General features: G+C 64.8%; 21 protein-coding genes. 12 read left to right on the top strand and 9 right to left on the bottom strand.

What is annotated here, in order from left to right:
* From I6F20_RS25875 to ugpB, 7 genes are all read right to left on the bottom strand, one after another.
* On the bottom strand, window positions 1–180 hold the full coding sequence (locus tag I6F20_RS25875; protein ID WP_036001861.1) for a DUF4089 domain-containing protein: 180 nt from the start codon (window positions 178–180) through the stop codon (window positions 1–3).
* A gap of 26 nt (window positions 181–206) precedes the next feature.
* A complete protein-coding gene (locus I6F20_RS25870) occupies window positions 207–1,991 on the bottom strand; it encodes a dipeptide ABC transporter ATP-binding protein (protein ID WP_225128437.1) in 1,785 nt (594 codons plus the stop codon).
* A 94-nt stretch (window positions 1,992–2,085) separates the two neighbouring features.
* Window positions 2,086–2,985, bottom strand: coding sequence for an ABC transporter permease (locus tag I6F20_RS25865; protein WP_225128436.1), 900 nt, complete (start codon window positions 2,983–2,985; stop codon window positions 2,086–2,088).
* A gap of 62 nt (window positions 2,986–3,047) precedes the next feature.
* The gene (locus tag I6F20_RS25860) at window positions 3,048–4,061 is read right to left on the bottom strand and encodes an ABC transporter permease (protein WP_225128435.1); all 1,014 of its coding nucleotides are present in this window, start codon (window positions 4,059–4,061) and stop codon (window positions 3,048–3,050) included.
* Window positions 4,062–4,279: 218 nt separating this feature from the next.
* The gene (locus I6F20_RS25855) at window positions 4,280–5,899 is read right to left on the bottom strand and encodes an ABC transporter substrate-binding protein (protein ID WP_225128434.1); all 1,620 of its coding nucleotides are present in this window, start codon (window positions 5,897–5,899) and stop codon (window positions 4,280–4,282) included.
* 352 nt (window positions 5,900–6,251) lie between these two features.
* Window positions 6,252–7,199, bottom strand: a complete 948-nt coding sequence (locus I6F20_RS25850; protein ID WP_225128433.1) for an aminoglycoside phosphotransferase family protein — start codon at window positions 7,197–7,199, stop codon at window positions 6,252–6,254.
* Between the two features lie 162 nt (window positions 7,200–7,361).
* Entirely contained in the window at window positions 7,362–8,684 is a 1,323-nt protein-coding gene (ugpB, locus tag I6F20_RS25845; RefSeq protein ID WP_225128432.1) for a sn-glycerol-3-phosphate ABC transporter substrate-binding protein UgpB, read from the bottom strand.
* A gap of 296 nt (window positions 8,685–8,980) precedes the next feature.
* Between ugpB and I6F20_RS25840 the strand changes: the two genes are divergently transcribed.
* The 10 genes from I6F20_RS25840 (at window position 8,981) to I6F20_RS25795 (ending at window position 20,553) form a co-directional block, all read left to right on the top strand.
* The gene (locus tag I6F20_RS25840) at window positions 8,981–9,991 is read left to right on the top strand and encodes a TRAP transporter substrate-binding protein (protein WP_057028609.1); all 1,011 of its coding nucleotides are present in this window, start codon (window positions 8,981–8,983) and stop codon (window positions 9,989–9,991) included.
* Window positions 9,992–10,045: 54 nt separating this feature from the next.
* Complete coding sequence (locus I6F20_RS25835) at window positions 10,046–12,076, top strand: sensor histidine kinase (RefSeq protein ID WP_225128589.1); 2,031 nt, start codon at window positions 10,046–10,048, stop codon at window positions 12,074–12,076.
* Window positions 12,046–13,791, top strand: coding sequence for an ATP-binding response regulator (locus tag I6F20_RS25830; protein WP_225128430.1), 1,746 nt, complete (start codon window positions 12,046–12,048; stop codon window positions 13,789–13,791). Before I6F20_RS25835 ends, I6F20_RS25830 begins: the two co-directional genes overlap by 31 nt.
* 39 nt (window positions 13,792–13,830) lie before the next feature.
* The gene (locus I6F20_RS25825) at window positions 13,831–14,562 is read left to right on the top strand and encodes a response regulator (protein WP_036001902.1); all 732 of its coding nucleotides are present in this window, start codon (window positions 13,831–13,833) and stop codon (window positions 14,560–14,562) included.
* Window positions 14,563–14,969: 407 nt separating this feature from the next.
* Window positions 14,970–15,581 (top strand): sigma-70 family RNA polymerase sigma factor, encoded by a 612-nt coding sequence (locus I6F20_RS25820; RefSeq protein ID WP_036020284.1) that lies wholly within the window; start codon window positions 14,970–14,972, stop codon window positions 15,579–15,581.
* A 484-nt stretch (window positions 15,582–16,065) separates the two neighbouring features.
* On the top strand, window positions 16,066–16,764 hold the full coding sequence (locus I6F20_RS25815; RefSeq protein WP_225128428.1) for a cytochrome c biogenesis CcdA family protein: 699 nt from the start codon (window positions 16,066–16,068) through the stop codon (window positions 16,762–16,764).
* A 31-nt stretch (window positions 16,765–16,795) separates the two neighbouring features.
* A complete protein-coding gene (locus I6F20_RS25810; protein WP_036020278.1) occupies window positions 16,796–17,359 on the top strand; it encodes a thioredoxin family protein in 564 nt (187 codons plus the stop codon).
* A 103-nt stretch (window positions 17,360–17,462) separates the two neighbouring features.
* Window positions 17,463–18,434: a hypothetical protein gene (locus I6F20_RS25805; RefSeq protein WP_036001914.1), complete on the top strand. Its 972-nt coding sequence runs from the start codon at window positions 17,463–17,465 to the stop codon at window positions 18,432–18,434.
* A gap of 357 nt (window positions 18,435–18,791) precedes the next feature.
* The gene (locus tag I6F20_RS25800; protein WP_225128427.1) at window positions 18,792–19,385 is read left to right on the top strand and encodes a L,D-transpeptidase; all 594 of its coding nucleotides are present in this window, start codon (window positions 18,792–18,794) and stop codon (window positions 19,383–19,385) included.
* A 130-nt stretch (window positions 19,386–19,515) separates the two neighbouring features.
* Complete coding sequence (locus I6F20_RS25795; protein ID WP_036001959.1) at window positions 19,516–20,553, top strand: amino acid ABC transporter substrate-binding protein; 1,038 nt, start codon at window positions 19,516–19,518, stop codon at window positions 20,551–20,553.
* Between the two features lie 169 nt (window positions 20,554–20,722).
* Here the strand turns inward: I6F20_RS25795 and I6F20_RS25790 are convergent, their stop codons facing one another.
* Together I6F20_RS25790 and I6F20_RS25785 are read right to left on the bottom strand one after the other, a co-directional pair.
* A complete protein-coding gene (locus tag I6F20_RS25790) occupies window positions 20,723–21,862 on the bottom strand; it encodes an acyl-CoA dehydrogenase family protein (protein WP_225128425.1) in 1,140 nt (379 codons plus the stop codon).
* 145 nt (window positions 21,863–22,007) lie between these two features.
* Window positions 22,008–23,222 carry an acyl-CoA dehydrogenase family protein gene (locus I6F20_RS25785; RefSeq protein ID WP_225128424.1) on the bottom strand — a complete coding sequence of 405 codons (1,215 nt, stop codon included), beginning with the start codon at window positions 23,220–23,222 and terminating at the stop codon, window positions 22,008–22,010.
* Window positions 23,223–23,349: 127 nt separating this feature from the next.
* Here I6F20_RS25785 and I6F20_RS25780 point away from each other — a divergent pair, with 127 nt between their 5' ends.
* Window positions 23,350–23,895, top strand: a complete 546-nt coding sequence (locus tag I6F20_RS25780; protein WP_036001930.1) for a carboxymuconolactone decarboxylase family protein — start codon at window positions 23,350–23,352, stop codon at window positions 23,893–23,895.
* An 89-nt stretch (window positions 23,896–23,984) separates the two neighbouring features.
* Window positions 23,985–24,479, top strand: coding sequence for a VOC family protein (locus tag I6F20_RS25775; RefSeq protein ID WP_225114901.1), 495 nt, complete (start codon window positions 23,985–23,987; stop codon window positions 24,477–24,479).
* The last annotated feature ends 23 nt before the right edge of the window (window positions 24,480–24,502 follow it).

Below are 24,502 nucleotides of genomic sequence, written 5' to 3'. Positions count from 1 at the left end.
TCAGGCCGTGAAGATCGGCGCCGGCTCGGTCTCGTCCGGCAGCGCGAATTCGTCGACCAGACGGCCAAGCCGCAGCGAGACCTCGAGGTTGGCGCGAACGGCAGGCCGCCAGGCCTCCTCGATCGGCAGCGCCAGCGCCTTCGACACGGCGTCGATATAATCGTCCAGGGGTTCGGCCATCACGCTCTCAAGCAATCAGTGCAGTCTTAGTGTGTCGGCAACGGCGGATGCGGGATCGCCGTCAGCAGCTCCTTGGTGTAGTCGTCCTTGGGATCGCCGAGAACCTGCTCGGAAGAGCCCTCCTCGACGATCCGTCCGGTCCGCATCACAATGACACGATCGCACAACAAGCGCACCACGTTCAAATCATGCGAGACGAACAGATAACTCATACCTAGCCTCGCCTTGAGGTCCTGCAGCAGGTTGAGGACGACAGCCTGCACGGAGACGTCCAGCGCCGCGGTCGGCTCGTCCAGGATGACGAGCTTGGGATGCAGCGCGATCGCCCGGGCGATACCGACGCGGGCCTTCTGGCCGCCGGACAATTGGTGCGGGAAGCGGTCGAGCAGATTGTGCGGCAGACCGACCATGGTGGCGAGTTCCTCGCAGCGGGCGCGGAGCGCGTCGCGGCCCTTGATATCGCCAAGCTGCATGATCGGGTCGGCGATCGCGCGCGCGGCGGTGAAGCGCGGGTTGAGGCTGTCGGTCGGGTCCTGGAACACCATCTGGATGCGGCTGCGCTGCGGCAGCCGGGCGAAGGCGGCAGGAGCAATGCCGGAAATGTTCTCGCTGTCGAACTGGATCAGGCCGGAGGTCTGGTCGAGCAGACGCATCACCATCATCGACGTGGTCGATTTGCCGCAGCCGGATTCGCCGACCAGACCGACGCTCTCGCCATGACCGATCGCAAAGGAGATGCCGTCGACGGCGCGGAACACGTCCGGCTCGACCGGCGGCTTGCGGCCGAACAGCTTGCCGAGCACGGCGGTCGCGCCCTGGCGGGGATATTCCTTGACGAGCTTGTCGACGAGGAGAAGGGGCTTTGCACTCTCGTCACCCCCGGGCTTGACCCGGGGGTCCATCGAGGGAGAGGCGTCTTTCGAAGTGTGATGGATGGCCGGGTCAGGCGCGGCCTTGACGGGTGGGGATTGCGACGCTCCGGCCTCTTCCTCCGGCAGCAGATCGCGCAAGCTCACCCCGAGCCGCGGCGTCGCGCGCATCAGTTTTTTGGTGTAGGGGTGCTGCGGGTTCGCGAAGATATCCGCCGCCGTGGCGGTCTCGACGACTCGGCCCTTCTCCATCACGACGACGCGGTCGCAATAGGCGGCAGCGAGGCCAAGATCGTGCGTGATCAGGATGGTCGACATCGCGCGGCGTTTCGTCAGTTCGACGATCAGGTCCATCACCGCCTTCTGCGTGGTGACATCCAATCCGGTCGTCGGCTCGTCGGCGATGAGCAGCTGCGGATTGCAGGCCAGCGCGAGCGCGATGACGACGCGCTGGCACATGCCGCCCGACAGCTCGAACGGATAGGCGTGATACCGCTCGCGTGGGCGGGCGATCTTAACCTGCTCGAGCGCCTCGATCGCCTTCTCGCCGTGGTCGGCGACCTGGGCCTGCTGCACATGGGTGCGCAGCACGTCCTCGATCTGGTCGCCGACTTTGCGGATCGGGTTCAGAGCGGCGCGCGGGTTCTGGAAGATCATCGAGACTTCGCGGCCGCGCAAGTCCCGCATCTGGTCTTCGGTCGCCGCCTTGACGTCGATGCCGGAGAACATCACCGAGCCCTCGGCGATCTTGCCGGCGCGGTCGAGAATGCGCATCACCGCGTAGGATGTCACCGACTTGCCGGAGCCGGATTCGCCGACGATGGCGAGCGTCTCGCCCTTGGCGACGGAGATGTTGACGTGCTGCACCGCCTTGACGATGCCGCGTCGGGTGGTGAATTCGACCGTGAGGTCCTGGACGTCGAGCAGCGGCTGGGCGGTCATGCCGGTCTCCCGCCGTTCAAAAGTTCAAAAACAACCCCATGCACAGTAGAATGGCGACTGAAATCATTGGAGAATTTCTGACCTACGTCTGCCATCACGTCCTCCGCTGGGGATCGACGATATCGCGCAGGCCGTCGCCGAGGAGGTTGAAGCAGAACACGGCGATCATCAGGGCAAGGCCTGGGAAGAGCGCGATCCACCATTCGCCCGACACCATGAAGCCGGCGCCTTCGGCGACCATGATGCCCCATTCGGCGGTCGGCGGACGGACGCCGAGGCCGATGAAGGACAGGCCGGCGGCGTTGAGGATGGCGTAGCCCATGGTCAGCGACATCTGCACGATCATGATCGGCATGATGTTCGGCAGGATGTGCACCAGGAGGATGCGGAACTCGCCATTGCCGGAGAGACGCGCGGCCTGCACGAAGCCGGCATTGCGGCGGACATTGGCTTCCGCGCGGGCGACGCGGGCATAGAGCGGGAAGTTCACGATCGCGGTGGCCAGGATGATGTTCTGCACGGTGTTGCCGAGCGCGGCGACGATGCCCATCGCCAGCACGAACAGCGGGAAGGCCATGATGGTATCGGCGATGCGGCCGACGACGCGGTCGGTCCAGCCGCCGAAATAGCCGGCCGCGATGCCGGCAAGGCCGCCCATCAGGAACACCAGAGCAACCGACGCGATCGCGATGAAGAAGTCGAGGCGCGTGGCGACGATGACACGGCTGAAGATGTCGCGGCCCAGCTGGTCGGTGCCGAACCAGTGCGCCGCCGACGGCGGTTTCAACGCAGCGGCCGTATCCGAGGCGAGCGGATCGTACGGCACCACGTAAGGGCCGAACAGCGCGGCGAACACGATGATCAGGAGCAACGCAAAGGCAAAGCCCGTGACCTTGTTCTCGCCGAGGACATAGCGGGTCTGTTCAAGGATCGCGACGAGGCCTGACGTGCGGGCGGGGCCGACAGGTTCAACAGCAGGCGCTACGGAGCTCATGTGCCTCTCCTTTTGCGCATGATCTGATCGGAAAACCGGTCTCCACTTTTCCGGATCATGCGCTAGCCCTCCAACCGCACGCGCGGATCGATCACGCCGTACAAAATGTCGATGATCAGATTGAGCAGCACGTACATCACCGCCATGGTCAGCACGAAACCCTGCACCGGCGCGAAGTCCGAGGAGATCAGCGCCTCCACCGCGTAGGAGCCGATGCCCGGCCATGCGAACACTTTCTCGACCAGCACGTTGGCGCCCAGCAGGAACGAGAACACCATGCTGAGCGTGGTGATGACCGGTAGCATCGCGTTGCGGAACGCGTAGGTGACGATCACGGTTGCCGGCGACAGGCCGCTGGCGCGCGCGGTGCGGACGAATTCGGATGCGAGCACCGCGAGCATCGACGCGCGCGTCATGCGCGCGATCGGCGCCAGCGAGAAGATTGCGAGCGTCGTTGCGGGAAGAATGAGCTGGCTCAGCGCCGAGCGGAACGCCTCGAGATCGCGCGCGATCAGGGTGTCGATCAGATAGAAGCCTGTCACCGTCGGCGGCGCGCTGTAGAACACGTCGAGACGGCCGAGCGGCGCCGGCGACCAGCCGAGCCGGAAGTAGAAGACATAGACCAGCACGAGGCCGGTGAAGAACACCGGCAGCGACACGCCGGCCGTGGTCGTGACCCGGCAGAGATGGTCGATCCATGATCCCGGCCGCGTTGCCGCCAGCACGCCGAGCGGAATGGCGATCGCAACGGACACGAACAGGCCGAGCAGCGTCAGCTCGGCTGAGGCCGGCAGGCGGTTGCGGATCTCGGTCGCGACCGGCTGGCCCGTCGTCAGCGAGTTGCCGAAATCGCCGTGCGCGAGATCGTTGGCATAGCGGAAGAACTGTTCGACCAGCGGCTTGTCCAAGCCGAGTTTTTTCCGGATCTGCTCGACGGCTTCCTTGGTCGCGGCGGGGCCGGCGAAGTATGCCGCGGGATCGCCCGGCAGCGCGCGCGTCAGCAGGAAGGTGACGATGACGACGCCGATCAGCGAGGGAATCGCGAACATCAGGCGCTTGCCGATCATGGTCAGCATAGCAACCTCCTTCCGCATTCCGATTGGGAACAAGCTCGCACGGCTTGCGCCGCTGCGCCCCCTCTCCCCTTGTGGGAGAGGGTTGGGGTGAGGGGTAGCGACAAACGAGATCGGAGTTCGTGGCTACCCCTCACCCGTCTCGCCGCTACGCGGCGAGCCACCCTCTCCCACAAGGGGAGAGGGAATGAGAGAGGCGTGCGCACCTCACTCATGACCCCTTACCCCTTCGCCATCGCGCGATAATCGAGCCTGCGGTGGAACCAGTATTGGTAGCCGCTGATGTTCTTCTGCATCGCGACGTTGACGAAGGGCTGGTAGAGCGGGATGCGCGGGACGTCGGCGAAGGCGAGATCGACGAAGCCCTTCACGTCGGCATCGTAAGCGGCCTTGTCGCCGGTGGCGGCCGCCGTGCGCGCACCGTCGATGAACTTGTCCATCGCCGCCGACTTGTAGCTCATGGTGTTGAAGACAGAGTTGTTGCCGTGATAGCACCAGTAGAAGAAGTACTCGGGGTAATCGAGCCAGCCCGAGAACACGTTGGTGAACAGCGGCATCTCCTTCTTGTTGAGCTCGGTGCGCCAGTTGGCGCCTGGCACCTTGTTGATGGTGGTCTTGATGCCGAGCTGGGCGAGGCTCTCCTGCACGAGGATGCAGAGCGGTTCGTTGACGCCGGCGAAGTTGAGATCGAACGAGATCGTGGTCTCGAAGCCGTTGGCGTAACCGGCTTCAGCCAGCAGGGCCTTCGCCTTCTCCATGTCGGTGTTGTACTTGTGCGGCTGCGGCCAGGCGACTTCGGTGGCCTTGTCCTTTGCGCCGAACATGGGATTGCCGAGACCGAACAGCACGGCGTCCATGATCTTCTGGTACGGCAACGCATAGGCGATGGCCTGTCGCACCTTGACGTTATCGAACGGCGGCTTGGTGACGTTCATGCCGATATACTGGATGCCGTTGGAGAACGGCAGCGACACCACGTTGAGCTTGCCGTTCGCCTTCATCTCCTGGAAATCCTTGAACGGCAGCTCATAGGAGATGTCGGCATCGCCGCGCTCGAGCAGTGCACGGCGGTTGCCGGCCTGCGGCACCATGCGCCAGATCACGCGCTTGATCTTGGGAAGCGGACCGCCGACCCAATCCTCATTGCGCTCCATGATCACTTCGGTGCCGGCGGTCCACTTCGTCACCTTGTAGGCGCCGGAGCCGGCGGTCTGCTGTTTTGTAAACTCGAGGCCCCAGGGATCCTTCTCGCTGGCATTCTTCTTCACCAGCTCGGAATTGACGATGCAGGGCACGATCACGGCGAGATCGGGGATCGTCAGCTTGTCCTTCTTCAGGAAGTCGACGCGCACGGTGTGATCGTCGACCACGACGAATTGCTCGGCCTTGGTGAGCGAACCCGCGCTCATCTGGAAGGTCGGGAAGCCGCCGACGCTGACGGCGCGGTCGAGCGACCATTTCACGTCTTTCGCGGTAACAGGCGCGCCGTCGTGGAATTTGGCGTTCTTCTTCAGCTTGAAGGTGACCGACATGTCGTCGACCTTGAAATCCTCGGCGAGCTCGCCCTTGAACTTGTCGCGGTCGTAATAGGGCACGCCGCCGGGACCGCTCTTCATCTCGTGGCTGATCAGGCGGTCGTAGCAATTCCAGGAGACTTCATAGCCGGGCACGTTGGTGCCGATGCCATGGATGTCGAGATTGTTCGGGCCGCCTTCGGAAACGATCAGCAAGGTCTCCGAGCGGGCATCGGCCTTGGCCGGGGAGATCACGGACGGCATGGCCGGGAGCGCCGCGCCAGCGGCCAACCCGGAAACGGATTTGAGGAAATCGCGGCGCTTCATGAAATCGCTCCAACACAAAGTTTTTAGCTGGAACTGGATTCGCAAGGTTTGTGCCAAGGCTTAACGGAAGACTAAAGTCCATCTAAGCCGCTGATATCACAAATTATTCCTGTTCTCAGCACTCTGCACCGCAACGCGCAATTGCATACAAAGACGCACAATTGCGTAAAACTTAGGCTGATCGACTTGAGGGATCATTATGGAGGCAGCCGCCGGCGCTCGCCCCTGCCCCCAGAGTCATTCCGGGGCGATGCGCAGCATCGAACCCGGAATCCATCGGGCGGCAGAACGCGCGGCACAATGGATTCCGGGCTCGCCGCTGCGCGGCGCCCCGGAATGACGGAGGGGGCACTCAGTTGGGCCAGATCAACTCCTGCAGCTCAACCAGATCATCCGCCCGCTCCTGCCAGCCCTCGATGCAGATGTGGCTGTTCAGGTCGCTGGCGCGGTGCAGCAGCATCAGGGCCATCAGGCGGCGCTTGAGGGTAAAATCCAGTGTCGTATAGCCAAAGCCTTCGAGCAGGCTATTCACTCTGCCCGGACGGCCCGCCGCCATGAAGGCGCTGGGGCCGAGCAGATCGTAATCGCGCCACCCCGTGAGCACGTCGCCGAAATCGAACAGGCCGCCGAGCGACCATTGGCCGTCGTCACAGGCGAGCAGAAAGTTCTCGGGGATGTATTCACCGATCAGGATCACCGGCGGCGCGTCCATCGGGATCAGCTTTGCGGCATCGCGCAGGAAGTCGTCGAGGCCCTCGAGGAATTTTGGTGCGAGGCCGAGACGCTCGTGCCGCGCGCGGCAAGCCTGCATCTGCCGGCGCAAGAACGCGTCCCAGCGCGGCTCGATATGCGCGAGCGGTCCAAGCGGCGCGCGCTGCACGCTCGCAATGGTCTCGCCGATCTGGCGCAGCAGCCGCTCCTTCTGCGGCTCCGGCAGTGATGGCCAGACCTCCGAACCCAGCGTGCCGGCAAGGCGCGTGATGACGAGATAGAGCCAGCCGTCGCGCATCCCCTCCGCGACGATCTCGGGGATCGGCAGGTGCAGACGGCCTTTGAGCTGCGCCAGCGACGCGCGCTCCGAGACGAATTGCGCTGCGAGCAGCGGCGGAAAGATCTTCAGGATCAGCGTCTCGCCGAGGCCGACCACGAGATTGGTGCCGGTCGCAAACACATGCGGCGAGCCGGCATCGAGGCCATGGCTACGTGCGATGTCGAGGGCGATCGGCAGCCATTGCGTGGACGCGGAGCGGAAAGCGCGGAAGCTTGCGGCGTCGGCGAGGTGAGGCAATGTCAGCGACATCGCGTGCTTTATGCGTTTGAGTTCGTCATGCCCGGGCGTGTCCCGGGCATCCACGTTCTTCGTACCGCGTGGCAAGGCGTGGATGGCCGGGACAAGCCCGGCCATGACGCGGTGGAAAGATCGTGCGCGCCAACATCAAGCTTCATTCGCAGCGCAGCCACCCTACCTGTCCGGACTGGCGCGCTCGAACTGGCGCAAGAGCTTGTTGCCGCGCTCGACGGCGGAATCGAGTGCTGATTGCGCGCTCTTGTGGCCGGCGAAGGCCTGCTCGAGCTCGTCCTCGATCACGCCGCGGATCAGGATGAAGGAGCCGAGCCGGATGCCCTTGGAGTTCTCAGTCGGCGGATTGAGCGTGATCTGCTCGAACGAGATCGCCGAGCCCGGATTGCGCTCGTAGAAGCCTTGCGAGCGCGTCAGCTCGAAGGCGGCGCGGGTCACGGGGAGATAGCCGGTGTTCTGGTGCCAGGCGGCCTGCACGCCGGGCTGGGACAGATAGGCGAAGAAGCGCGCCACGCCCTTGTATTCCTCGCGCGGACGGTCGCGCAGCACCCACAGCGTGGCGCCGCCGATGATCGAGTTCTGCGGCGCGCCCTTCACGTCGGGCCAATAGGGCATCATGCCGTAGCCGATCTCGAACTTCGAATTCGCCTTGATGTCGGCCCGCGTGGCCGAGGAGCCGATGAAGATGCCGCATTCGCCTTTCTGGAATCGCGGCTCGGCCGACTGGCCGCGGCCGCTATAGTCGAACAGTTTTGTCTTTTGCCACTCGGCAAGCTGGCCGACGTGCTTGACCACGATCGGATTGTTGATGGTCAATTCCGCATCGAGGCCTGCAAAGCCGTTGGTGCGGGTGGCCAGCGGCAGATTGTGGAAGGCGGCGAAATTCTCGACATGGATCCAGGACGGCCAGGACGTGGTGAAGCCGCAAGCAGCGCCGCGGTCGCGCAGGCGCTTGGCGACCGCTCCCAGTTCCGGCCAGGTCTTCGGCGGCGCCTCCGGATCGAGGCCGGCGTCGCGGAACATGGTCTTGTTGTAATAGAGGATCGGCGTCGAGGAATTGAACGGAAAGGACAACAGATTGCCGGCCGCATCGGTGTAATAGCCGGAGACCGCGGGCAGATAATCACTGAGCGAGAACGGCTCGCCCTGGTCCCGCATCAGGCTGAACACCGGATAGATCGCGCCCTTGGCCGCGGTCATGGTGGCGGTGGCGACCTCGTTGACCTGGACGATGGCGGGCTGGGTGCGCGAACGGAAGGCGAAGATCGCCGCCGTCACCGTCTCGGTGTAATTGCCCTTGTAGACGGGCACGATGCGGTAATCGGATTGCGAGGCGTTGAAGTCGGCGGCGAGCTTTTCCAGCTGCCGGCCGAGCTCGCCGGACATGGCGTGCCACCAGGCGATCTCGGTGGCAGCCCGCGCAGGGGCGGCCAATGCGAGGGCCGCAAAGGCGGCAACGAGCTGCAAAAGGCGCAAGGCTGACATCAGGATGGCTCTTCCCAGGCCGCGGTCGACGTGGCGGCTGTCCTGCTTAAGGCCCGGCAGTGGCCGTTTCAACCGGGAATGAACGCCGGCCGCGCCGCACAATCAGCCCGCTGGCCGGGGACGGGATGGGGCTTCCCTTAACTTCTGCTGGAGCCCCGTTCCGATCGGAACGGGTTCTAAATTATTAATTTGACGGGTTTTCTTTACGCGAACCGGTATCCACTTCGCTTGAAAACGCTTTAGATTGCATTGAACCTTTTCCTTCCGCCATAGACTCCACCACTGAGGGGTTGAGTGTGCCAGTGTTGAGCCGTGCCGAACTCTCGCGGACCGGGGTGGTCTTCGTCGCGCTTCTGCTTGCCGCAGTCTCGTCGAGCATGCGCGCGACGAGTGCGGTTGCGCGCGAATTTCGCGCCGCCGACACCCAGGCCGAAGATTACCCGACCGTCCAGGCGCTGCGCTACATGGGCGCCCTGATCGCCGAGCGCACCAAGGGCCGCCACGAGATCAAGGTGTTCCACTCCCGCCAGCTCGGGGAGGAAAAGGAGACGATCGAGCAGACCCGGGCCGGTGCGATCGACCTCAACCGGACCAATGTCGCCCTGATCGGCAATTTCGTCCCGGCGATGAACGTGCTGGCGATGCCGTTCCTGTTCCGGTCCATCGAGCACATGCAGAAGGTGCTGGACGGACCTGTCGGCAGCGAGATCCTCGGTAGCTTCGAGCCCTACGGCTTCGTCGGGCTCGCCTTCTACGATTCGGGTGCGCGCTCGATCTATAACGGGGTCCGCCCGGTGAAGACCATCGCGGACCTCAAGGGATTGCGGATCCGCGTGCAGCAGTCGGAGTTGATGAGCCAGATGATGCGCGCGCTCGGCGCCGAACCGGTCGAGCTGCCCTACGGGCAGGTGCTCACCGGGCTTGCCAACCATCTGATCGACGGCGCCGAAAACAACTGGCCATCCTTCGTGACCACGAACCATTACAAGCATGCCGGCCATTACACGCTGACCGAGCACACGATGAGCCCGGAGGTGCTGGTGATCTCTCTGAAGGCCTGGAACAGCCTGTCGGCGGAGGAGCAGACGATCTTTAAGGAGGCCGCGCAGCGCTCCAGCCGGTTCATGCGCGAGAAGTGGCGCGACCTCGAGGAACAGTCGCAGCGCAAAGCGCAGGAAGCCGGCGTGACCATCATCAGGGACATCGACCGCAAGCCGTTCGAGGACGCCATGGCCGCAATCTACGCCAAGGCCGCGCGCGACCCCGCGGCGGCCGCGCTGATCGAACGGATTCGCAAGGTGGAGTGAGGCCTGTTGGCTGCGCTTGGACATAGCGATCACGCGGACAAGCCACCCGGCCCGATCGGGCAGCTGCGCGCGCGCATCGTCGGCCTCTTACGGGCGGTGCCGATCCGCTGGCGCATCCTGTCGATCGCCGCGCTGAACTCCGCCGTGGTCGTGGTGCTGGTGGCGATGATCTGGAACGGCGCCAAGGTGCTCGGCTCGGCCTGGGACGATGTGCGCCAGGTGCGCGAGTCCGACCGGATCTTGGCGCTGCTCGAAAGCGAGACCGGGCGGCTGCAGAACCTGATCCACCGCTACATCAACCAGCCGAGTCCGGACCTGTTCGCCGAGATCCTGTTGCTGCGCGAGGCGGTGCTGGGCACGCTGACCAACCGCGCCGCCAAGGACCCGATGCTATCAGGGTCGGTCGAGGAGCTGGAGCGCACCACCGACCGCTTCCTCAACGGCTTCGGCGAGCTGCGCAGCGTGCAGTCCACCATCGCCAAGACCTATGAGGAGCAGGTGCAGGGCCCGGCCAGGGACATGGCGGGACTCTACTCCATCATCGAGGGTGCCACCGGCCATCGCGACGCGCTGATCTGGCCCTCGCTCGGCAAATCCCGCGAAGCCTTCACCGCGATGCTGGTCGCGGCCAATTCCTATTACCTGTCGCAGTCGTCGGGCGCCGCCGACGACGCGCGCCGCCATACCGAGACGATCGAGAGGACCATCCCGGTCATGATCGATCTCGCCGACAACGACCTGCAGAAGATGGCCTTGCGGCGGCTCGCGGCCCGCACCGCCGCACTTCGCGAGGGCTTTGCAAAACTCTCCGAGCAGCTTGCGAGCCGCACCGAGCTGCTCCGCAACACCATCGACGCCAGCCAGGCCGAGGCGATCGGCGCCATCGACGACCTCTCGACCAAGATGCGCCAGCGCGAGCAGAAGGCGCAGGAGGTGTTCGACCGCACGCTGGCGGATATCTCACGCAGGGTGCTGTCGATCGCGGTGATCTTCCTCGGCATCATCCTCACCGCGGGCGTCCTGATCGCGCTGTCGATCCGCCTGCCGCTGCAGCAGATCATGTCCGCGATGCGGGCGATCACGCTCGGCGACCTCGACCGCGAGGTGCAGGGCACGAAAGCGCGCGACGAGGTCGGGGCCATGGCGCGCGCGGTGGAGGTGTTCCGCGAGAACGCGATCGCCAAACGCCGGACCGAGGACGAGCTGCGCGCGTCCAAGGAAAAGGCCGAGAGCGCCCTGCTCGAGCTCAACACCGCGCAGCAGAACCTGATCGACGCCGAGCGGCTGGCCGCGCTCGGCGGCCTGGTTGCCGGCGTCGCGCACGAGGTCAACAACCCGATCGGCATCAGCCTGACGGTGGCTTCGAGCTTTGCCCGGCGCACCGAGATTTTCGAAGCCCAGCTCAAGGGCGAGGGCGGCCTGCGCCGCTCACAGCTGGAGGAATTCGTGCAGTCCTCGCGCGACGCCTCGCAGCAGCTCGTCGCCAACCTGACCCGCGCCGGCGAGCTGATCCAGTCGTTCAAGCAGGTCGCGGTCGACCGCTCCCATGCCGAGCGGCGGCAGTTCTCGCTCAGCGAAGCTACCGACCAGATCATCGCCAGCCTCAAGCCGGTGCTGAAGCGCTCGCCGATCACGCTGGAGGTCGATGTCCCCGAGGGGCTGCTGCTCGACGGCTATCCCGGCTCCTACGGCCAGATCCTGACCAACCTCTTCCTCAACGCCGCCAACCACGCCTTCGCCGACGGCCGCGCCGGCCGGATCGCGATCTCGGCGCGGCCGCGCGGCACCGAGGACATCGAGATCAGCTTCTCCGACGACGGGGCCGGCATGACCCCGGACGTGCAGCGCCAGGCCTTTGACCCTTTCTTTACCACCCGGCGCAATGAAGGCGGCACGGGACTTGGCCTTCATATCGTCTATAACCTCGTCACCCAGCAGCTCGGCGGCCGGATGATGCTGGAATCCAAGCTGGGACAAGGCACTACTTTTCGCATTATCATGCCCCGCGTCGCCAAGGGCGGCGCGCAAAGCACAGAAAGTGACGGATCTTCGCAATGGCCGAACAGGACGATGTCCTCCACCTGATCGACGACACCGGTACCGCGTCGGAGGACAGCAACGCCCGGAAATGGAAGATCGCCGTCATCGATGACGATCCGGCCGTGCATGACGGTACGCGTTTCGCGCTGTCGGACTACAGCCTGAACGGCCAGAGCCTGGAGATCCTGTCGGCCTATTCCGCGGCCGAAGGGCGCAAGCTGATGGCCGAGCACCGCGACGTCGCCGCCGTGCTGCTCGACGTCATCATGGAGACCGACGTCGCCGGCCTCGAGCTGGTCGAGTTCATCCGCAACGAGATCCGGAACGAGACCGTGCGCATCATCCTGCGCACCGGCCAGCCCGGCCAGGCGCCGGAGCGGCGCGTCATCGTGCAGTACGACATCAACGACTACAAGGCCAAGACCGAGCTCACCGCCGACAAGCTGTTCACCTCGCTGACCGCGGCGCTGCGCTCCTACCAGCAGCTTGAGCGCATGGTGCAGACCCGGCGCGGGCTGGAGATCATCATCGACGCGGCGTCCACGCTGTACGACTTCAAGTCGATGCAGCGGCTCGCTGAGGGCGTCCTGACCCAGCTCGCTTCGCTGCTCAACGTCGACTGCGCCGGCATCCTGGTGCTGCGCGACAATGGCGGCATCGACCCCGAGCTCTCGGTGCTCGCCGGCAGCGGCTGCTACAGCCGCTTCATCGGCACCACCTCATCGAAGGCGCTCGACCCCGAGCTGCGCGAGATGGTGGAGGCCGCGTTCCAGCGCCGCAAGAACGAATTCGCCGACCACCGGAGCGTGATCTATTTGCGCACCGGATCGGGCCGCGAGGTCGTGGTGCTCCTCCAGGCCGAGCGCGAGCTGTCGGAGACCGACCGTTCGCTGGTCGAGATCTTCTCCTCCAGGCTCTCGATCGCCTTCGACAACGTCATCCTCTACCAGCAGCTGCAGGACGCCAATACCCAGCTGGAGGACCGCGTCGCCCAGCGCACCCGCGCCCTGATGCAGGCCAACCGCCGCCTCTCGGCGCAATGGCTGCGGCTGCAGCGCGCCAACGGCTTCAAGAACGAGATTCTCGGCACCGTCGCGCACGACCTGAAGAACCCGCTCGGCGTCATTCTCGGCCGCACCGAGATGCTCAAGGAGCTGATCTCGACCGGCGCCTCGGAAAGCGGGGTCGTCGCCCAGGTCGACCACATCCGCGACGCCACCAAGCGCCTGACCACGATGGTCGATCATTTGATCTCGGACGCGATGGCCGATGCCTTCGACATCACCATCCGCCGCGAGCCGGTCGACGTCGCCGCCCTGGTCAAGGAAGTCGCCGAGGCCAACCAGCCGCTCGCGGTCAACAAGCAGCAGGCGATCAGCGTCACCGCGCCGCCCAACATCGTCACCATGTGCGACACCGACCGCATCCGCGAGGCGATCGACAATCTCATCAGCAACGCCATCAAATACTCGCCGATCGGCGGCAAGATCGACGTCACCGTGATCCACGAGGGCAGCGACACCATCGTCAGCGTCAGCGACGAGGGCGCCGGGCTGTCGCCGGAGGACCTCGGCCGGCTGTTCGGCCGGTTCCAGCGGCTGTCGGCCAAGCCGACTGCCGGGGAGAGCTCGACGGGACTTGGGCTCTCCATCGTCAAGCGTATCATCGACATGCACGGCGGCGAGGTGACCGCCGAGAGCGAGGGCCCCGGCAAGGGCTCGACCTTCACCATCACCCTCCCTGCGACTGAAGCGCCGTGATGCCAAAGCCCGTGATGCAAAGCCCATGATGCAAAGCCCATGACCCAAAGCCAGCACATCATGATCGTCGACGATGAGGCTCCGGCCCGGGAGATGGTCGGCGATTACCTCAAGATGCACGGCTTCACCGTGACGCTGTGCGACGGCGGCAAGTCCTTGCGCGCCGCGATCCAGGGCAGCATGCCCGATCTCGTCGTGCTCGACCTCAACATGCCCGAGGAAGACGGGCTCTCGATCATCCGCGACCTCAAGAGCCGCATCAACGTGCCCGTCATCATGCTGACGGCGACCGCGAGCCCGATCGACCGCGTCGTCGGCCTCGAGCTCGGCGCGGACGATTACGTGGCGAAGCCCTGCGAGCTGCGCGAGCTGATGGCGCGCATCCGCTCGGTGCTGCGGCGGAGCGGACCGGCCAAGGCGGCAGAGGCGCCGGCGGCGAAGTCGGACAAGGAGCAGCTGGTGCGCTTCGGCACCAAATGGCTCGACCTCGAAGCGCAGGCCTTGCGCGACGACGAGGGCAACGAGCATCCGCTGACCGCATCCGAGTTCGGGCTGCTCAAGGTGTTCGCGGCCAATCCGAAGCGCGTGCTGTCGCGCGAGCGCCTGCTCGAGCTTGCCAACGCCCGCGACGCCGAAGCCTTCGACCGCGCGGTCGATCTGCGCATCATGCGCATCCGCCGCAAGATCGAGCCCGACCCGGCCAAGCCTGCCGTAATCCGCACCATCCGCGGCGGCGGCTATCTGTTCTCGCCGCAGGGCGAGAAGGCGTAGGGCGAGCGGCACAACCCGCTCTGCCGTAGCCCGGATGGAGCACAGCGCAATCCGGGGGTGCTGTAGCCGCGGATGGAGTTGCCCCGGATTTCGCTGCGCTTCATCCGGGCTACGAGATTATCGCCCCGGGACGACAGCGGTAGGTGCGGCGCGACCAAACGCAATCCTCCTAAATTCGTTCCGCGGCGCGCCCGTCCGGCCCCGAATCCCCACCCCCGTATTTTCCGTACGTTGAAATCACAAGGTTTTTTGCCCCGAATGTTTCGTCGCACCCTGTCCGGCGAAACAATTTGACGGCGCACGAAACCATTTTCCGCTTTTCGTGCAGACGTCCCGAAACGTTGGCTCATTAACACTTTGACCCAAGGAAACGCCGCTCGGTTGCGGCGCTACGGGGAGCCAAGTCCATGCCGAACGTCATTGCCATCAACGCCCAAGCCAGCCAGAGCATCATTGCCGCTCAGGCGACCTCGGACGACATGCTCCTCGCAAGCATTGCCGACGGCAACCGGACGGCCATGCACATCCTTTACTGCCGGCACAATGTACGGGTGTACCGATTCATCCTGCGCATCGTGCGCGACGCCACCACGGCGGAAGATCTGGTCAGCCAGGTGTTTCTGGACGTGTGGCGGACCGCCGGCCAATTCCAGGGCCGCTCGCAGGTGTCCACCTGGCTGCTCTCGATCGCCCGCTTCAAGGCGCTGACCGCGATGCGCCAGCGCCGCTTTGAGGACATCGATCAGGAGGACGTGCGTCAGATCCCTGATGGTTGCGACACGCCGGAGACCTCGCTCGACCGCAGCGACACCAGCGCCATCCTGCGCGCCTGCGTGCAGAAGCTGTCGCCGGCGCATCGGGAGATCATCAACCTCGTCTATTACCACGAGAAGTCGGTGGAGGAGGTCGGCCAGATCATCGGCATCCCCCAGAGCACGGTGAAGACGCGGATGTTCTATGCTCGCAAGCAACTCGCCGATTTGCTTAAGGGCGCCGGCGTCGACCGTTTCGCCGCTTAACAACAATGTTTTCAAGGGGATAGGACCTCCGTTTTGGCCCTCTCCCCGGACACGGAAGCGTTACCACTGACGAAACAATTGAAACAAACGACAACATCAGGCGGAAAAACTTCCCTTCTATAAAGCTCCCATACGGTTTCGTTAAACCTCCCAAGACCTCCAGCGACCCGGACGATGCCCCGTCCGGGTCGTTTTTATTTGGGCCTGAGTGGTTGCCGGCTCCGCGGTCGGTGCGCTCCCTCCCCCGCTTGCGGGGGAGGGCTGGGGAGAGGGTGTTTCCGCAACGGGGCACTCCCCCCAGAGGAAAGAACCCTCACCCGCCGCACTCTGCGAGTGCGCCGGCCTCTCCGGCAAGCGGGAGAGGCGGGAGCCCGCGGCCACCGTGCTCTGCAAAGCAACAGCCCCCGTCACGAAGCCGTGACGCTGCGTAACGACCGCCCCACCGCACGCGAACAGCCCTCGTGACCTCCCTCACGAGTGCCTCATGCTCGACCTGCTCTTTGCTCTCCTCGCCGGCATCCTCACCATCGCGGCGCCCTGTACGCTGCCAATGTTGCCGATCCTGCTCGGCGCCTCGATCGGGCGCGCGGGGCATCTGCGACCCGCGATGATCGCGCTCGGCTTCGTCTTTTCCTTCTCGATGGTCGCGCTGGCGCTCGGCGCGATCACGCGGGCCTTCGATTTCGATCCGAACGTGCTGCGCGAGGCGGCAGCGGTCCTGCTGCTCGGCTTCGGCCTGTTGATGCTGTGGCCGGCGCCGTTCGAATGGCTGTCGCTCCGGATCAACGGCTGGCTCGATCTCGGCAACATCGGCGCCACGCAGCGCGAGGGCGCGCTCGGTGGGCTGATCCTCGGCACCACCTTGGGACTGGTCTGGACGCCCTGCGCAGGGCCCGTGCTCGGCTCGATCCTGACGCTGGTGGCGACGTCGAAGAACGTTGCCTGGGCCGGCACGCTGCTGGTCGCCTATGCCATTGGCGCTGCGATCCCGATGCTGGCGATCGCCTACGGCGGACAGGCCGCGACCACGCGCGTGCGCAGCCTGGCCCGGATCTCGCCGCGGCTGCAGCAGGGCTTTGGCGTCGTCGTGATCGGCTTCGCGGTCGCCGCCTATTTCCAATACGACACGCTGATCGTGGCGTGGCTCACCGGCTTCTACCCCACCGGCCAGATCGGCCTGTGATCCCCCTCATCTTCACCGGAGGACGCTTTCCATGACTCTCAAGCTGCTCGCAATGTCTGCTGCACTGATCGGCATCACAGTGACCGGCGCCGTGATCCCCGGCATCTGCGACGAGGCCGCACGCGCCGCGCCTGTCGTCACCGCCGCCGCGAACCAGCAGGCCGCGCCCGACTTCACCGGCATCACCAACTGGTTCAACTCGAAGCCGCTTCATATCGCCGATCTCCGCGGCAAGGTCGTGCTGGTCAATTTCTGGACCTATGGCTGCGTCAACTGCGTCAACACGCTGCCGCATGTCACCGGCCTCTACGCCAAGTACCGGGATCGAGGCCTCGTCGTGGTCGGCGTGCACACGCCGGAATTCCCGTTCGAGCGCTCCGCCGCCAACGTGCAGGCCGCGCTGAAGCGCCATGGCATCACCTATCCGGTGGCGCAGGACAATGAGTCCAAGACCTGGAACGCCTATCGCAATCAATATTGGCCGGCGCAATACATCGTCGACCAGAGCGGCAAGATCGTGTTCCAGCACGCCGGCGAAGGCAGCTATGACGAGATCGATCGCACGGTGGCCAAGCTGCTGAACGCGAGCAGCTGACGCCGCACGGTCATCGCGCGGCGGGCTTCAATTGTCGCCCTTGTTGCTTGACTCCACGGAGCCGTCCGTGGAGTTTCGCAACCGACGCAATCAGCCGCCCGCAATGGACGCGACCACCAGCACCGACATCCGCCTTCGTGAAGGTTCCTCGATCGCGCAGCGGCTGGTCGTGGCCGGCTGTGCGGCTGCCGTTGCCCTCTGCTTCACGCCGGGTCTGTTCACGCAGGACCTCCTGGAAATCACGATATCGACGGTGGCGCTGCTGGTGGGAGCCGGATTCGTCGTCGGCATCATGATGGCGCCGGCGGTGGTGTGGATCATCACGCCGGACGAGATCCTGATCGGCCGGCAACGGCCGTTCGGAAAACTAAGGACGCGCCTCGTCGGGAAGGACGAGATCACGGCGCTGCAGGTCCCCGGCAGCAAGAGGGTGAAGGCCCGCTTCCAGCTCGTCTTCACCCTGGCCTCGGGCGAGCGGCTGACCTCGCCGCCGATTTCCGATGTCACCCATGTCCGCGACACCGTGGCGTGGATCGCGGCGCATTTCGACGTTCCCAATGTCGAGGCGCCGAGCAACCCGCTCGACGCCAGCAATCCCGAGATGCATCTCGGCGAGCCTCTCGAGGCGTTTCCTGCACGGGAGATCCGCATCGTCGCACTGATCGCGGTGGCTTTGTCCGCGGCCCCCTATGCCTACAAGCTGTGGCGCGGCCTCTCGCCGAGCCATGTCGATATCCTGCTGCTGCCGCTGGGCGCGATCGCCGCATTCGCCGTCTATCGCTATGCCAACCTTGCGACCGGCGCGTTCTGGATCATCGGGCCGAACGATATTCGCGTCGAGCGCCTGTGGGGCGACGGCAGCCTGCGCGCCGACCGCATCGCCGGACCCGACGTGAAAACGATCACGGTCGAGCGCCGGGGCCGCTCCGAGGACGAGCATTGCATCGTGGTGATCCGGCTGCATTCGGGGCGGCGGTTTCGCAGCCCCCGCATCGGCTCGCGCGTCGAAGCCCGCGCCGTGGCGACGGAGATCGTCCGGCGGCTCGGGATCCCGGCGGGGAGCAACAAGATTTAGCTGGCGCAAATTGTCGGCCTCGATCTCACCACGCGTTCGATCTAAGCCTCTCCCGCTTGCGGGAGAGGTCGCCGCGTAGCGGCGGGTGAGGGTTCTATCCTCTGGGGGAGTGTCCCATTGCGGAAGCACCCTCTCCCCAACCCTCCCCCGCAAGCGGGGAAGGGAGCGCACCCCGCCCAGCCGCACATCCTATGCTTTTCGCGCCATCCCCTGTTCGTGGCATTGCGCCGGGCCCGTCAAAAAACCAAAGCATTCTCGTGACATGCCAGGACGGCGCGCCATCAACTTGCCATGAACTTGCCCCTCAGGTTTGATGGTTCCGAATGATTTGCGCTGTGGCAGCGGGGAGAGCTTGAAATGACGAATTTTCGTCGCCTGACCGGGATTTTCGTGGCTGCGATGGGACTGGTCCTGTCCACGCCGCACGCCTTCGCCCAGCAGCCGGACCGCGGCGACGAGCCGGGCCTGATCGCCGATGACGGATACCAGCTCGAGCCGGAATGGCAGAAGCAGGTGGTCTACTTCCGCACCACCGAGCCGCCGGGCACCATCATCGTCTCGACGGCCGAGCGTCACCTCTATCTGGTGCAGCCCGGCGGGCGCGCCATCCGCTACGGCATCGGCGTCGGCCGCGACGGATTCCAGTGGCAGGGGCTGGTGACCATCACCAACAAGAAGGAGTGGCCGGACTGGACACCGCCGCCGGAGATGATCCAGCGCCAGCCCTATCTGCCGCGCTTCATGGCCGGCGGCCCGGGCAACCCGCTGGGGGCCCGCGCCATGTATCTCGGCACCACCGTCTACCGCATCCACGGCACCAACCGACCCGACACGATCGGCACCAAGGTGTCGTCCGGCTGCTTCCGCCTGGTCAACGGCGACGTCGCCGACCTCTACGATCGCGTCCCTGTCGGCACCAAGGTGGTCATCCGGCAGAAGCCCGAGCTCTAAGGTTCATGATCCCGGCATGATTGCTTCGGACGGCCGCAGCGTGCCTTGCGCCAACGCGGTCGTCCGGATCCGGATCATGCACTCCGTCCTCGCCTGATTCCTTTTCCCGATTTTTCGAGAGAGCAACATGATGCGCACTTTTCGTGGCGGCCTGCTGATCGGGGTCGCCATCGCCGTGCTGGTCGCCATCGGCGCGATCATTTACGAGTTTTACGACACCCGCACCCTGAGGCGCACGGTTCGCCGCGGCGAGGTGCTGTGCGGCGTCAACAAGGGCCTGCCGGGCTTCTCGATCCCCGACGACAAGGGCAACTGGACCGGCTTCGACGTCGATTTCTGCCGCGCGGTGGCCGCTGCGATCTTCAACGACCCCGGCAAGGCGAAGTTCGTTCCGCTCGACGCCAACGAGCGTTTCAAGGAGCTGCAGAGCCGCAAGGTGGACATCCTCTCGCGCAACACGACCTGGAGCATGGCACGCGAGCTCGACTACGATTTGTATTTCCCGGCCGTGGCCTATTACGACGGCGTCGGCTTCATGGTGCCGCGCACGCGCAACAAGGAGACCTCGCTCGACCTGGCAGACAGCAAGGTCTGCGTGCAGAACGGAACCACGACGACACTCAACGTCGCCGATTACTTCCGCATCAACAACATGAAGTATGAAGAGGTGAAGTTCGATAACCTCAACGACGTGGTGAAGGCGTACGACACCGGCAAGTGCGACACGTTCTCCGCCGACGTTTCTCAGCTCTATGCTCTCAGGCTGAACCTGACGAAGCCCGGCGACCACATGATCCTGCCGGACATGATCTCCAAGGAGCCGCTCGCCCCCGTGGTGCGCCAGCGCGACGACGACTGGATGATGATCGTGAAGTGGACGCTTTACGCGATGATCAACGCCGAGGAGCTCGGCGTGACCTCGGAGAACATCGACGAGGCCTTGAAGTCGAAGAAGCCGGAGGTGATGCGCCTCGTCGGCACCGAAGGCCGTTACGGCGAGCAGCTCGGCCTCACCAAGGACTGGGCCGCGCGCATCATCCGCCACGTCGGCAATTACGGCGAGATGTATGATCGCAACATCGGCGAGAAGTCGAAGTTGAAGATCCCGCGCGGCATGAACCAGCTGTGGAACGCAGGTGGCGTGCAGTACGCACCGCCGATGCGGTAAGGGGTGTCTCCGGGGAACGTCGTAGGGTGGGTTAGCCTTGCAATTGCGCTAAGCGCAATTGCTCGGCGCAACCCACCATGCTTCCGCGTTTGCCGGACGAAGATGGTGGGTTACGCACTGCAGATGCGCTTCGCGCTTCTGCAGTGCTAACCCACCCTACGAGAGCATCTCAATACCCCCGCGACTTGGCCAGCTGCTCGGTGTGATAGTTCGCGTCGCCGAACAGCTCCTCGCAAACGCGGGCGCGCTTCATGAAGAAGCCGATGTCGAACTGGTCGGTCATGCCCATGCCGCCGTGCATCTGCACGCCTTCCTGCACCGCGCGCGTGGCGGTGGTGCCGGCGCGCGCCTTGGCGACGGCTACGGCGGGTGCGGCCTTGACGACGTCGGCATCGAGTGCCTGCAGCGCCTTCATGGTGGCAGCACGGGTGATCTCGATGTCGATGTAGAGCTCGGCGGCGCGATGCTGCAGCGCCTGGAATTCGCCGATGAGCTTGCCGAATTGCTTGCGGCTCTTCAGATACTCGACGGTGCGGCCAAACACCTCGTCGCTAAGGCCGACCATCTCGGCGGCGACCGCGCCGCGGCCGATATCGAGCACGCCATCGAGCAGGCCGGCCGCCTGGTCGACCTCGCCGAGCACGCTGTCGGCGGTGACCTCGACATTGGCGAACTCGATCCGCGCCGCATTGTGCGCATCGACCATGATGGTGCGCTCGATCGCAACGCCCTTGGCCTTGGGGTTGACCAGGAACAGCGTCAGGCCCTCGCGCTCGCCGGCAGAGCCCGCGGTGCGCGCGGCGACGATGAGGAGATCGGCGACATGACCGTCGATCACCAGCGCCTTGGCACCGGAGAGCTTGAAGCCGTTGCCGGCGCGCACAGCCTTGAGGCTGGTCTGCAGCGGGCGATGCTTGGCGCCCTCGTCGATCGCGAGCGTCGCGAGCAGCGAGCCGTTCGCGATCTTCGACAGATATTCCGATTTCTGCGCGGCATTGCCGCCGCGGGTCAGCACTGATGCCGCCACCACTGACGTCGCGAGGAAGGGCGATGGCATCAAGGTGCGGCCGATCTCCTCCATGATAATTCCGGCTTCGACGAAACCGAGATCGCTGCCACCGAACTCTTCCGGCACGAGCAAGCCGGCAAACCCCATCTCGGCGAAGGAATGCCAAAGATCCTTGGAGAAGCCGGTGGGGTCCTTGCTGTCGCGCAAGTGGCGCAGGTGCGACACCGGCGCCTTGTCGCTGATCAGCCCGCGCGCGGAGTCGCGGAGCATGGATTGTTCTTCGGTGAGGACGAGGGCCATATGCGTGTTTCCGATTCGAAATCTATCTGGTTCGTCATTCCGGGATGCGCCGCAGGCGCAGGCCCGGAATCCATCGGGCGGCAGAGGGGGAGGATGAATGGATTCCGGGCTCGCGACTTCGTCGCGCCCCGGAATGACGGAAACCTCACGCCCCCGGCAGATCTAGGATGCGCTTGGCGACGATGCCGAGCATGACCTCGGACGTGCCGCCCTCGATCGAGTTGGCCTTGGTGCGCAGCCAGGCGCGCGGGCGCGCGCCCTGCCTGGAGCGCTCGCTCTCCCATTCCAGCGCATCGACGCCGCCCGCCGACATCAGGATCTCGTGGCGGCGCTTGTTGAGCTCGGTGCCGTAATATTTCATCGCCGAGGAGAACGCCGGATGCGCCTGCCCGGCCTTGGCGAGATCGACCGCGCGCTCGGCGCAGGCCGCCAGCGCGGCTTCATCGACGTCGAAGGTCGCGATTCTACCGCGCAGCATGGCGTCGTCGAGCCTGCCCTGCCCATCGGTGCCGACGGAATCGGCCGCGATCTGGCCGAGCGGCCGGCCGACGCCGCGCTCGCCCATCCCCGAGATCATCGCGCGCTCGTGCTGGAGCAGATATTTCGCGACGTCCCAGCCGCGGTTGATGGTGCCGACGACATGCGACTTCGGCACGCGGACATTGTCGAAGAAGGTCTCGCAGAACGGCGAGTAGCCCGAGATCAGCAGGATCGGCTTGGTCGAGACGCCCTTGGAGGTCATGTCGAACAGGATGAAGCTGATGCCGTCATGCTTCTTCGCGGCCGGGTCGGTGCGGACCAGGCAGAAGATCCAGTCGGCGTAATTGGCGTAGGACGTCCATATCTTCTGGCCATTGATGATGAAGTCGTCGCCATCGCTCTCGGCGCGGGTCTGGAGCGAAGCGAGGTCGGAACCGGCGTTCGGCTCCGAATAGCCCTGGCACCAACGGATCTCGCCCGCGGCGATCTTCGGCAGATGCTCCTTCTTCTGGGCCTCGTTGCCGTATTTCAAGAGCGCCGGCCCGAGCATCCAGATGCCGAAGCTCGACAGCGGCGGCCGCGCGCCGATCCGCGCCATCTCCGCACGCAGCACCTTGTGCTCGGCAGCGCTTAAGCCGCCGCCGCCATACTCCTTCGGCCAGTCGGGCACGGTCCAGCCCTTGTCGCGCATGCGCTCGAACCAGATGCGCTGCGGCTCGGACGAGAATTTCGCGTTGCGTCCGCCCCAGAACACGTCGGCATCGGACGTTGCGGGCTTGCGCATCTCCGGCGGGCAATTTGCCTCCAGCCAGGCGCGGGTCTCGTTGCGGAATGTTTCGAGATCGGCGAATTCAGAATCGCTGGTTTTGAGATCGGTCATTGGTCGTTTCCATCACCCAACATTCGAATTGTTGACAGCGAGTCTGGGCCAAGCCCCCGCGGAATTCAACCACTTATCGGTTATAGTCATTGCTGCGGCGAGCCTTGAAAACAAAGAGGAAACGACAATGCGCCTAAAACTTCTTTCGCCTGGCGAAATGAACGAGAGCCAGCGGCAGACCTATGACGAGTCGATCGCCGGCAAGCGCGGCAAGCCGCCGCCTCCGATGATGGCTTGGCTCAATAGTCCCGAGATGGCCCGGCACGCCACGCGGCTCGGCGAGGTCATGCGCTTCGACACGATCTTCCCGGCCAAGCTGTCGGAGATCGCGATCCTGGTGACGGCGCGGCACTGGACCGCGCATTACGAATGGTACGCGCACAAGCGCCTCGCGCTCGCCGGCGGCATGAAGGGCGAGATCATCGATGCGATCCGCGACCGCCGCACCCCCGATTTCGACGATCCCATGGGGAAGATGATCTACGATCTCGCGAAGTCGCTGCACGAGGGCCACGGCGTCGAGAAAGGTCTCTACGACGAAGCGGTCAAGCTGCTCGGCGAGCGCGGCGTCGTCGAGGTCATCGGACTGTGCGGCTACTACACGCTGGTGTCGATGACGCTGAACACGTTCGAGTTCGGCCTGCCCGAGGGCGAGGTGTCGGAGCTGGCTTAGTTTCCCATTCAGAAACGATGGGTTTCGAGTTTGGCCGTAGCACTGGCTCGAAGCGGGGCTTACGTGCATGTTTTCGAGGGAGCATTCACATGTCGCAAAGCCCCACCATTCCTGCCGGCACCAGGATCGGCCACGTCCATCTCAAGGTCGCCGATCTCGATCGTGCGCTCGGCTTCTATTGCGGCGTGCTCGGCTTCGAGCTGATGCAGCGGATGGGCTCGGGGGCGGCCTTCATCTCGGCCGGCGGCTATCACCACCACATCGGGCTCAACACCTGGGAGAGCAAGGGCGGCTCACCGCCGCCGCGTGATGCGACCGGGCTCTATCACACCGCGATCCTGTTTCCGACGCGCCCCGCGCTGGCGGATGCGCTGCATCGGGTGCTCACGGCCGGGATTGCGCTCGATGGCGCCAGCGACCATGGCGTCAGCGAGGCGCTTTACCTGCGTGATCCCGACCAGAACGGCGTGGAGCTGTATTGGGACAAGCCGCGGGAGCAATGGCCGTTCGGGCCTGACGGGAAGCTCGCGATGTTCACCAAGCGGCTGGATGTCGAAGCGCTGTTGCGGCAGCGGGAGGGGTGATGCCTAGAGGCGGGCCCGGCGCC

Source organism: Bradyrhizobium sp. IC3123, assembly GCF_020193625.1.
Lineage (GTDB): Bacteria > Pseudomonadota > Alphaproteobacteria > Rhizobiales > Xanthobacteraceae > Bradyrhizobium > Bradyrhizobium yuanmingense.
Note: the sequence above shows the minus strand (reverse complement) of the source record. Positions and strands in the feature narration are given on the sequence as shown.

Bases quoted from the DNA above. Each gene is read 5' to 3' on its own strand.
- I6F20_RS25875 (WP_036001861.1), bottom strand. From the start codon at position 180: ATGGCCGAACCCCTGGACGATTATATCGACGCCGTGTCGAAGGCGCTG.
- I6F20_RS25870 (WP_225128437.1), bottom strand. From the start codon at position 1,991: ATGACCGCCCAGCCGCTGCTCGACGTCCAGGACCTCACGGTCGAATTC.
- I6F20_RS25865 (WP_225128436.1), bottom strand. From the start codon at position 2,985: ATGAGCTCCGTAGCGCCTGCTGTTGAACCTGTCGGCCCCGCCCGCACG.
- I6F20_RS25860 (WP_225128435.1), bottom strand. From the start codon at position 4,061: ATGCTGACCATGATCGGCAAGCGCCTGATGTTCGCGATTCCCTCGCTG.
- I6F20_RS25855 (WP_225128434.1), bottom strand. From the start codon at position 5,899: ATGAAGCGCCGCGATTTCCTCAAATCCGTTTCCGGGTTGGCCGCTGGC.
- I6F20_RS25850 (WP_225128433.1), bottom strand. From the start codon at position 7,199: ATGTCGCTGACATTGCCTCACCTCGCCGACGCCGCAAGCTTCCGCGCT.
- ugpB (WP_225128432.1), bottom strand. From the start codon at position 8,684: ATGTCAGCCTTGCGCCTTTTGCAGCTCGTTGCCGCCTTTGCGGCCCTC.
- I6F20_RS25830 (WP_225128430.1), top strand. From the start codon at position 12,046: ATGGCCGAACAGGACGATGTCCTCCACCTGATCGACGACACCGGTACC.
- I6F20_RS25825 (WP_036001902.1), top strand. From the start codon at position 13,831: ATGACCCAAAGCCAGCACATCATGATCGTCGACGATGAGGCTCCGGCC.
- I6F20_RS25820 (WP_036020284.1), top strand. From the start codon at position 14,970: ATGCCGAACGTCATTGCCATCAACGCCCAAGCCAGCCAGAGCATCATT.
- I6F20_RS25815 (WP_225128428.1), top strand. From the start codon at position 16,066: ATGCTCGACCTGCTCTTTGCTCTCCTCGCCGGCATCCTCACCATCGCG.
- I6F20_RS25810 (WP_036020278.1), top strand. From the start codon at position 16,796: ATGACTCTCAAGCTGCTCGCAATGTCTGCTGCACTGATCGGCATCACA.
- I6F20_RS25805 (WP_036001914.1), top strand. From the start codon at position 17,463: ATGGACGCGACCACCAGCACCGACATCCGCCTTCGTGAAGGTTCCTCG.
- I6F20_RS25800 (WP_225128427.1), top strand. From the start codon at position 18,792: ATGACGAATTTTCGTCGCCTGACCGGGATTTTCGTGGCTGCGATGGGA.
- I6F20_RS25795 (WP_036001959.1), top strand. From the start codon at position 19,516: ATGCGCACTTTTCGTGGCGGCCTGCTGATCGGGGTCGCCATCGCCGTG.
- I6F20_RS25790 (WP_225128425.1), bottom strand. From the start codon at position 21,862: ATGGCCCTCGTCCTCACCGAAGAACAATCCATGCTCCGCGACTCCGCG.
- I6F20_RS25785 (WP_225128424.1), bottom strand. From the start codon at position 23,222: ATGACCGATCTCAAAACCAGCGATTCTGAATTCGCCGATCTCGAAACA.
- I6F20_RS25780 (WP_036001930.1), top strand. From the start codon at position 23,350: ATGCGCCTAAAACTTCTTTCGCCTGGCGAAATGAACGAGAGCCAGCGG.
- I6F20_RS25775 (WP_225114901.1), top strand. From the start codon at position 23,985: ATGTCGCAAAGCCCCACCATTCCTGCCGGCACCAGGATCGGCCACGTC.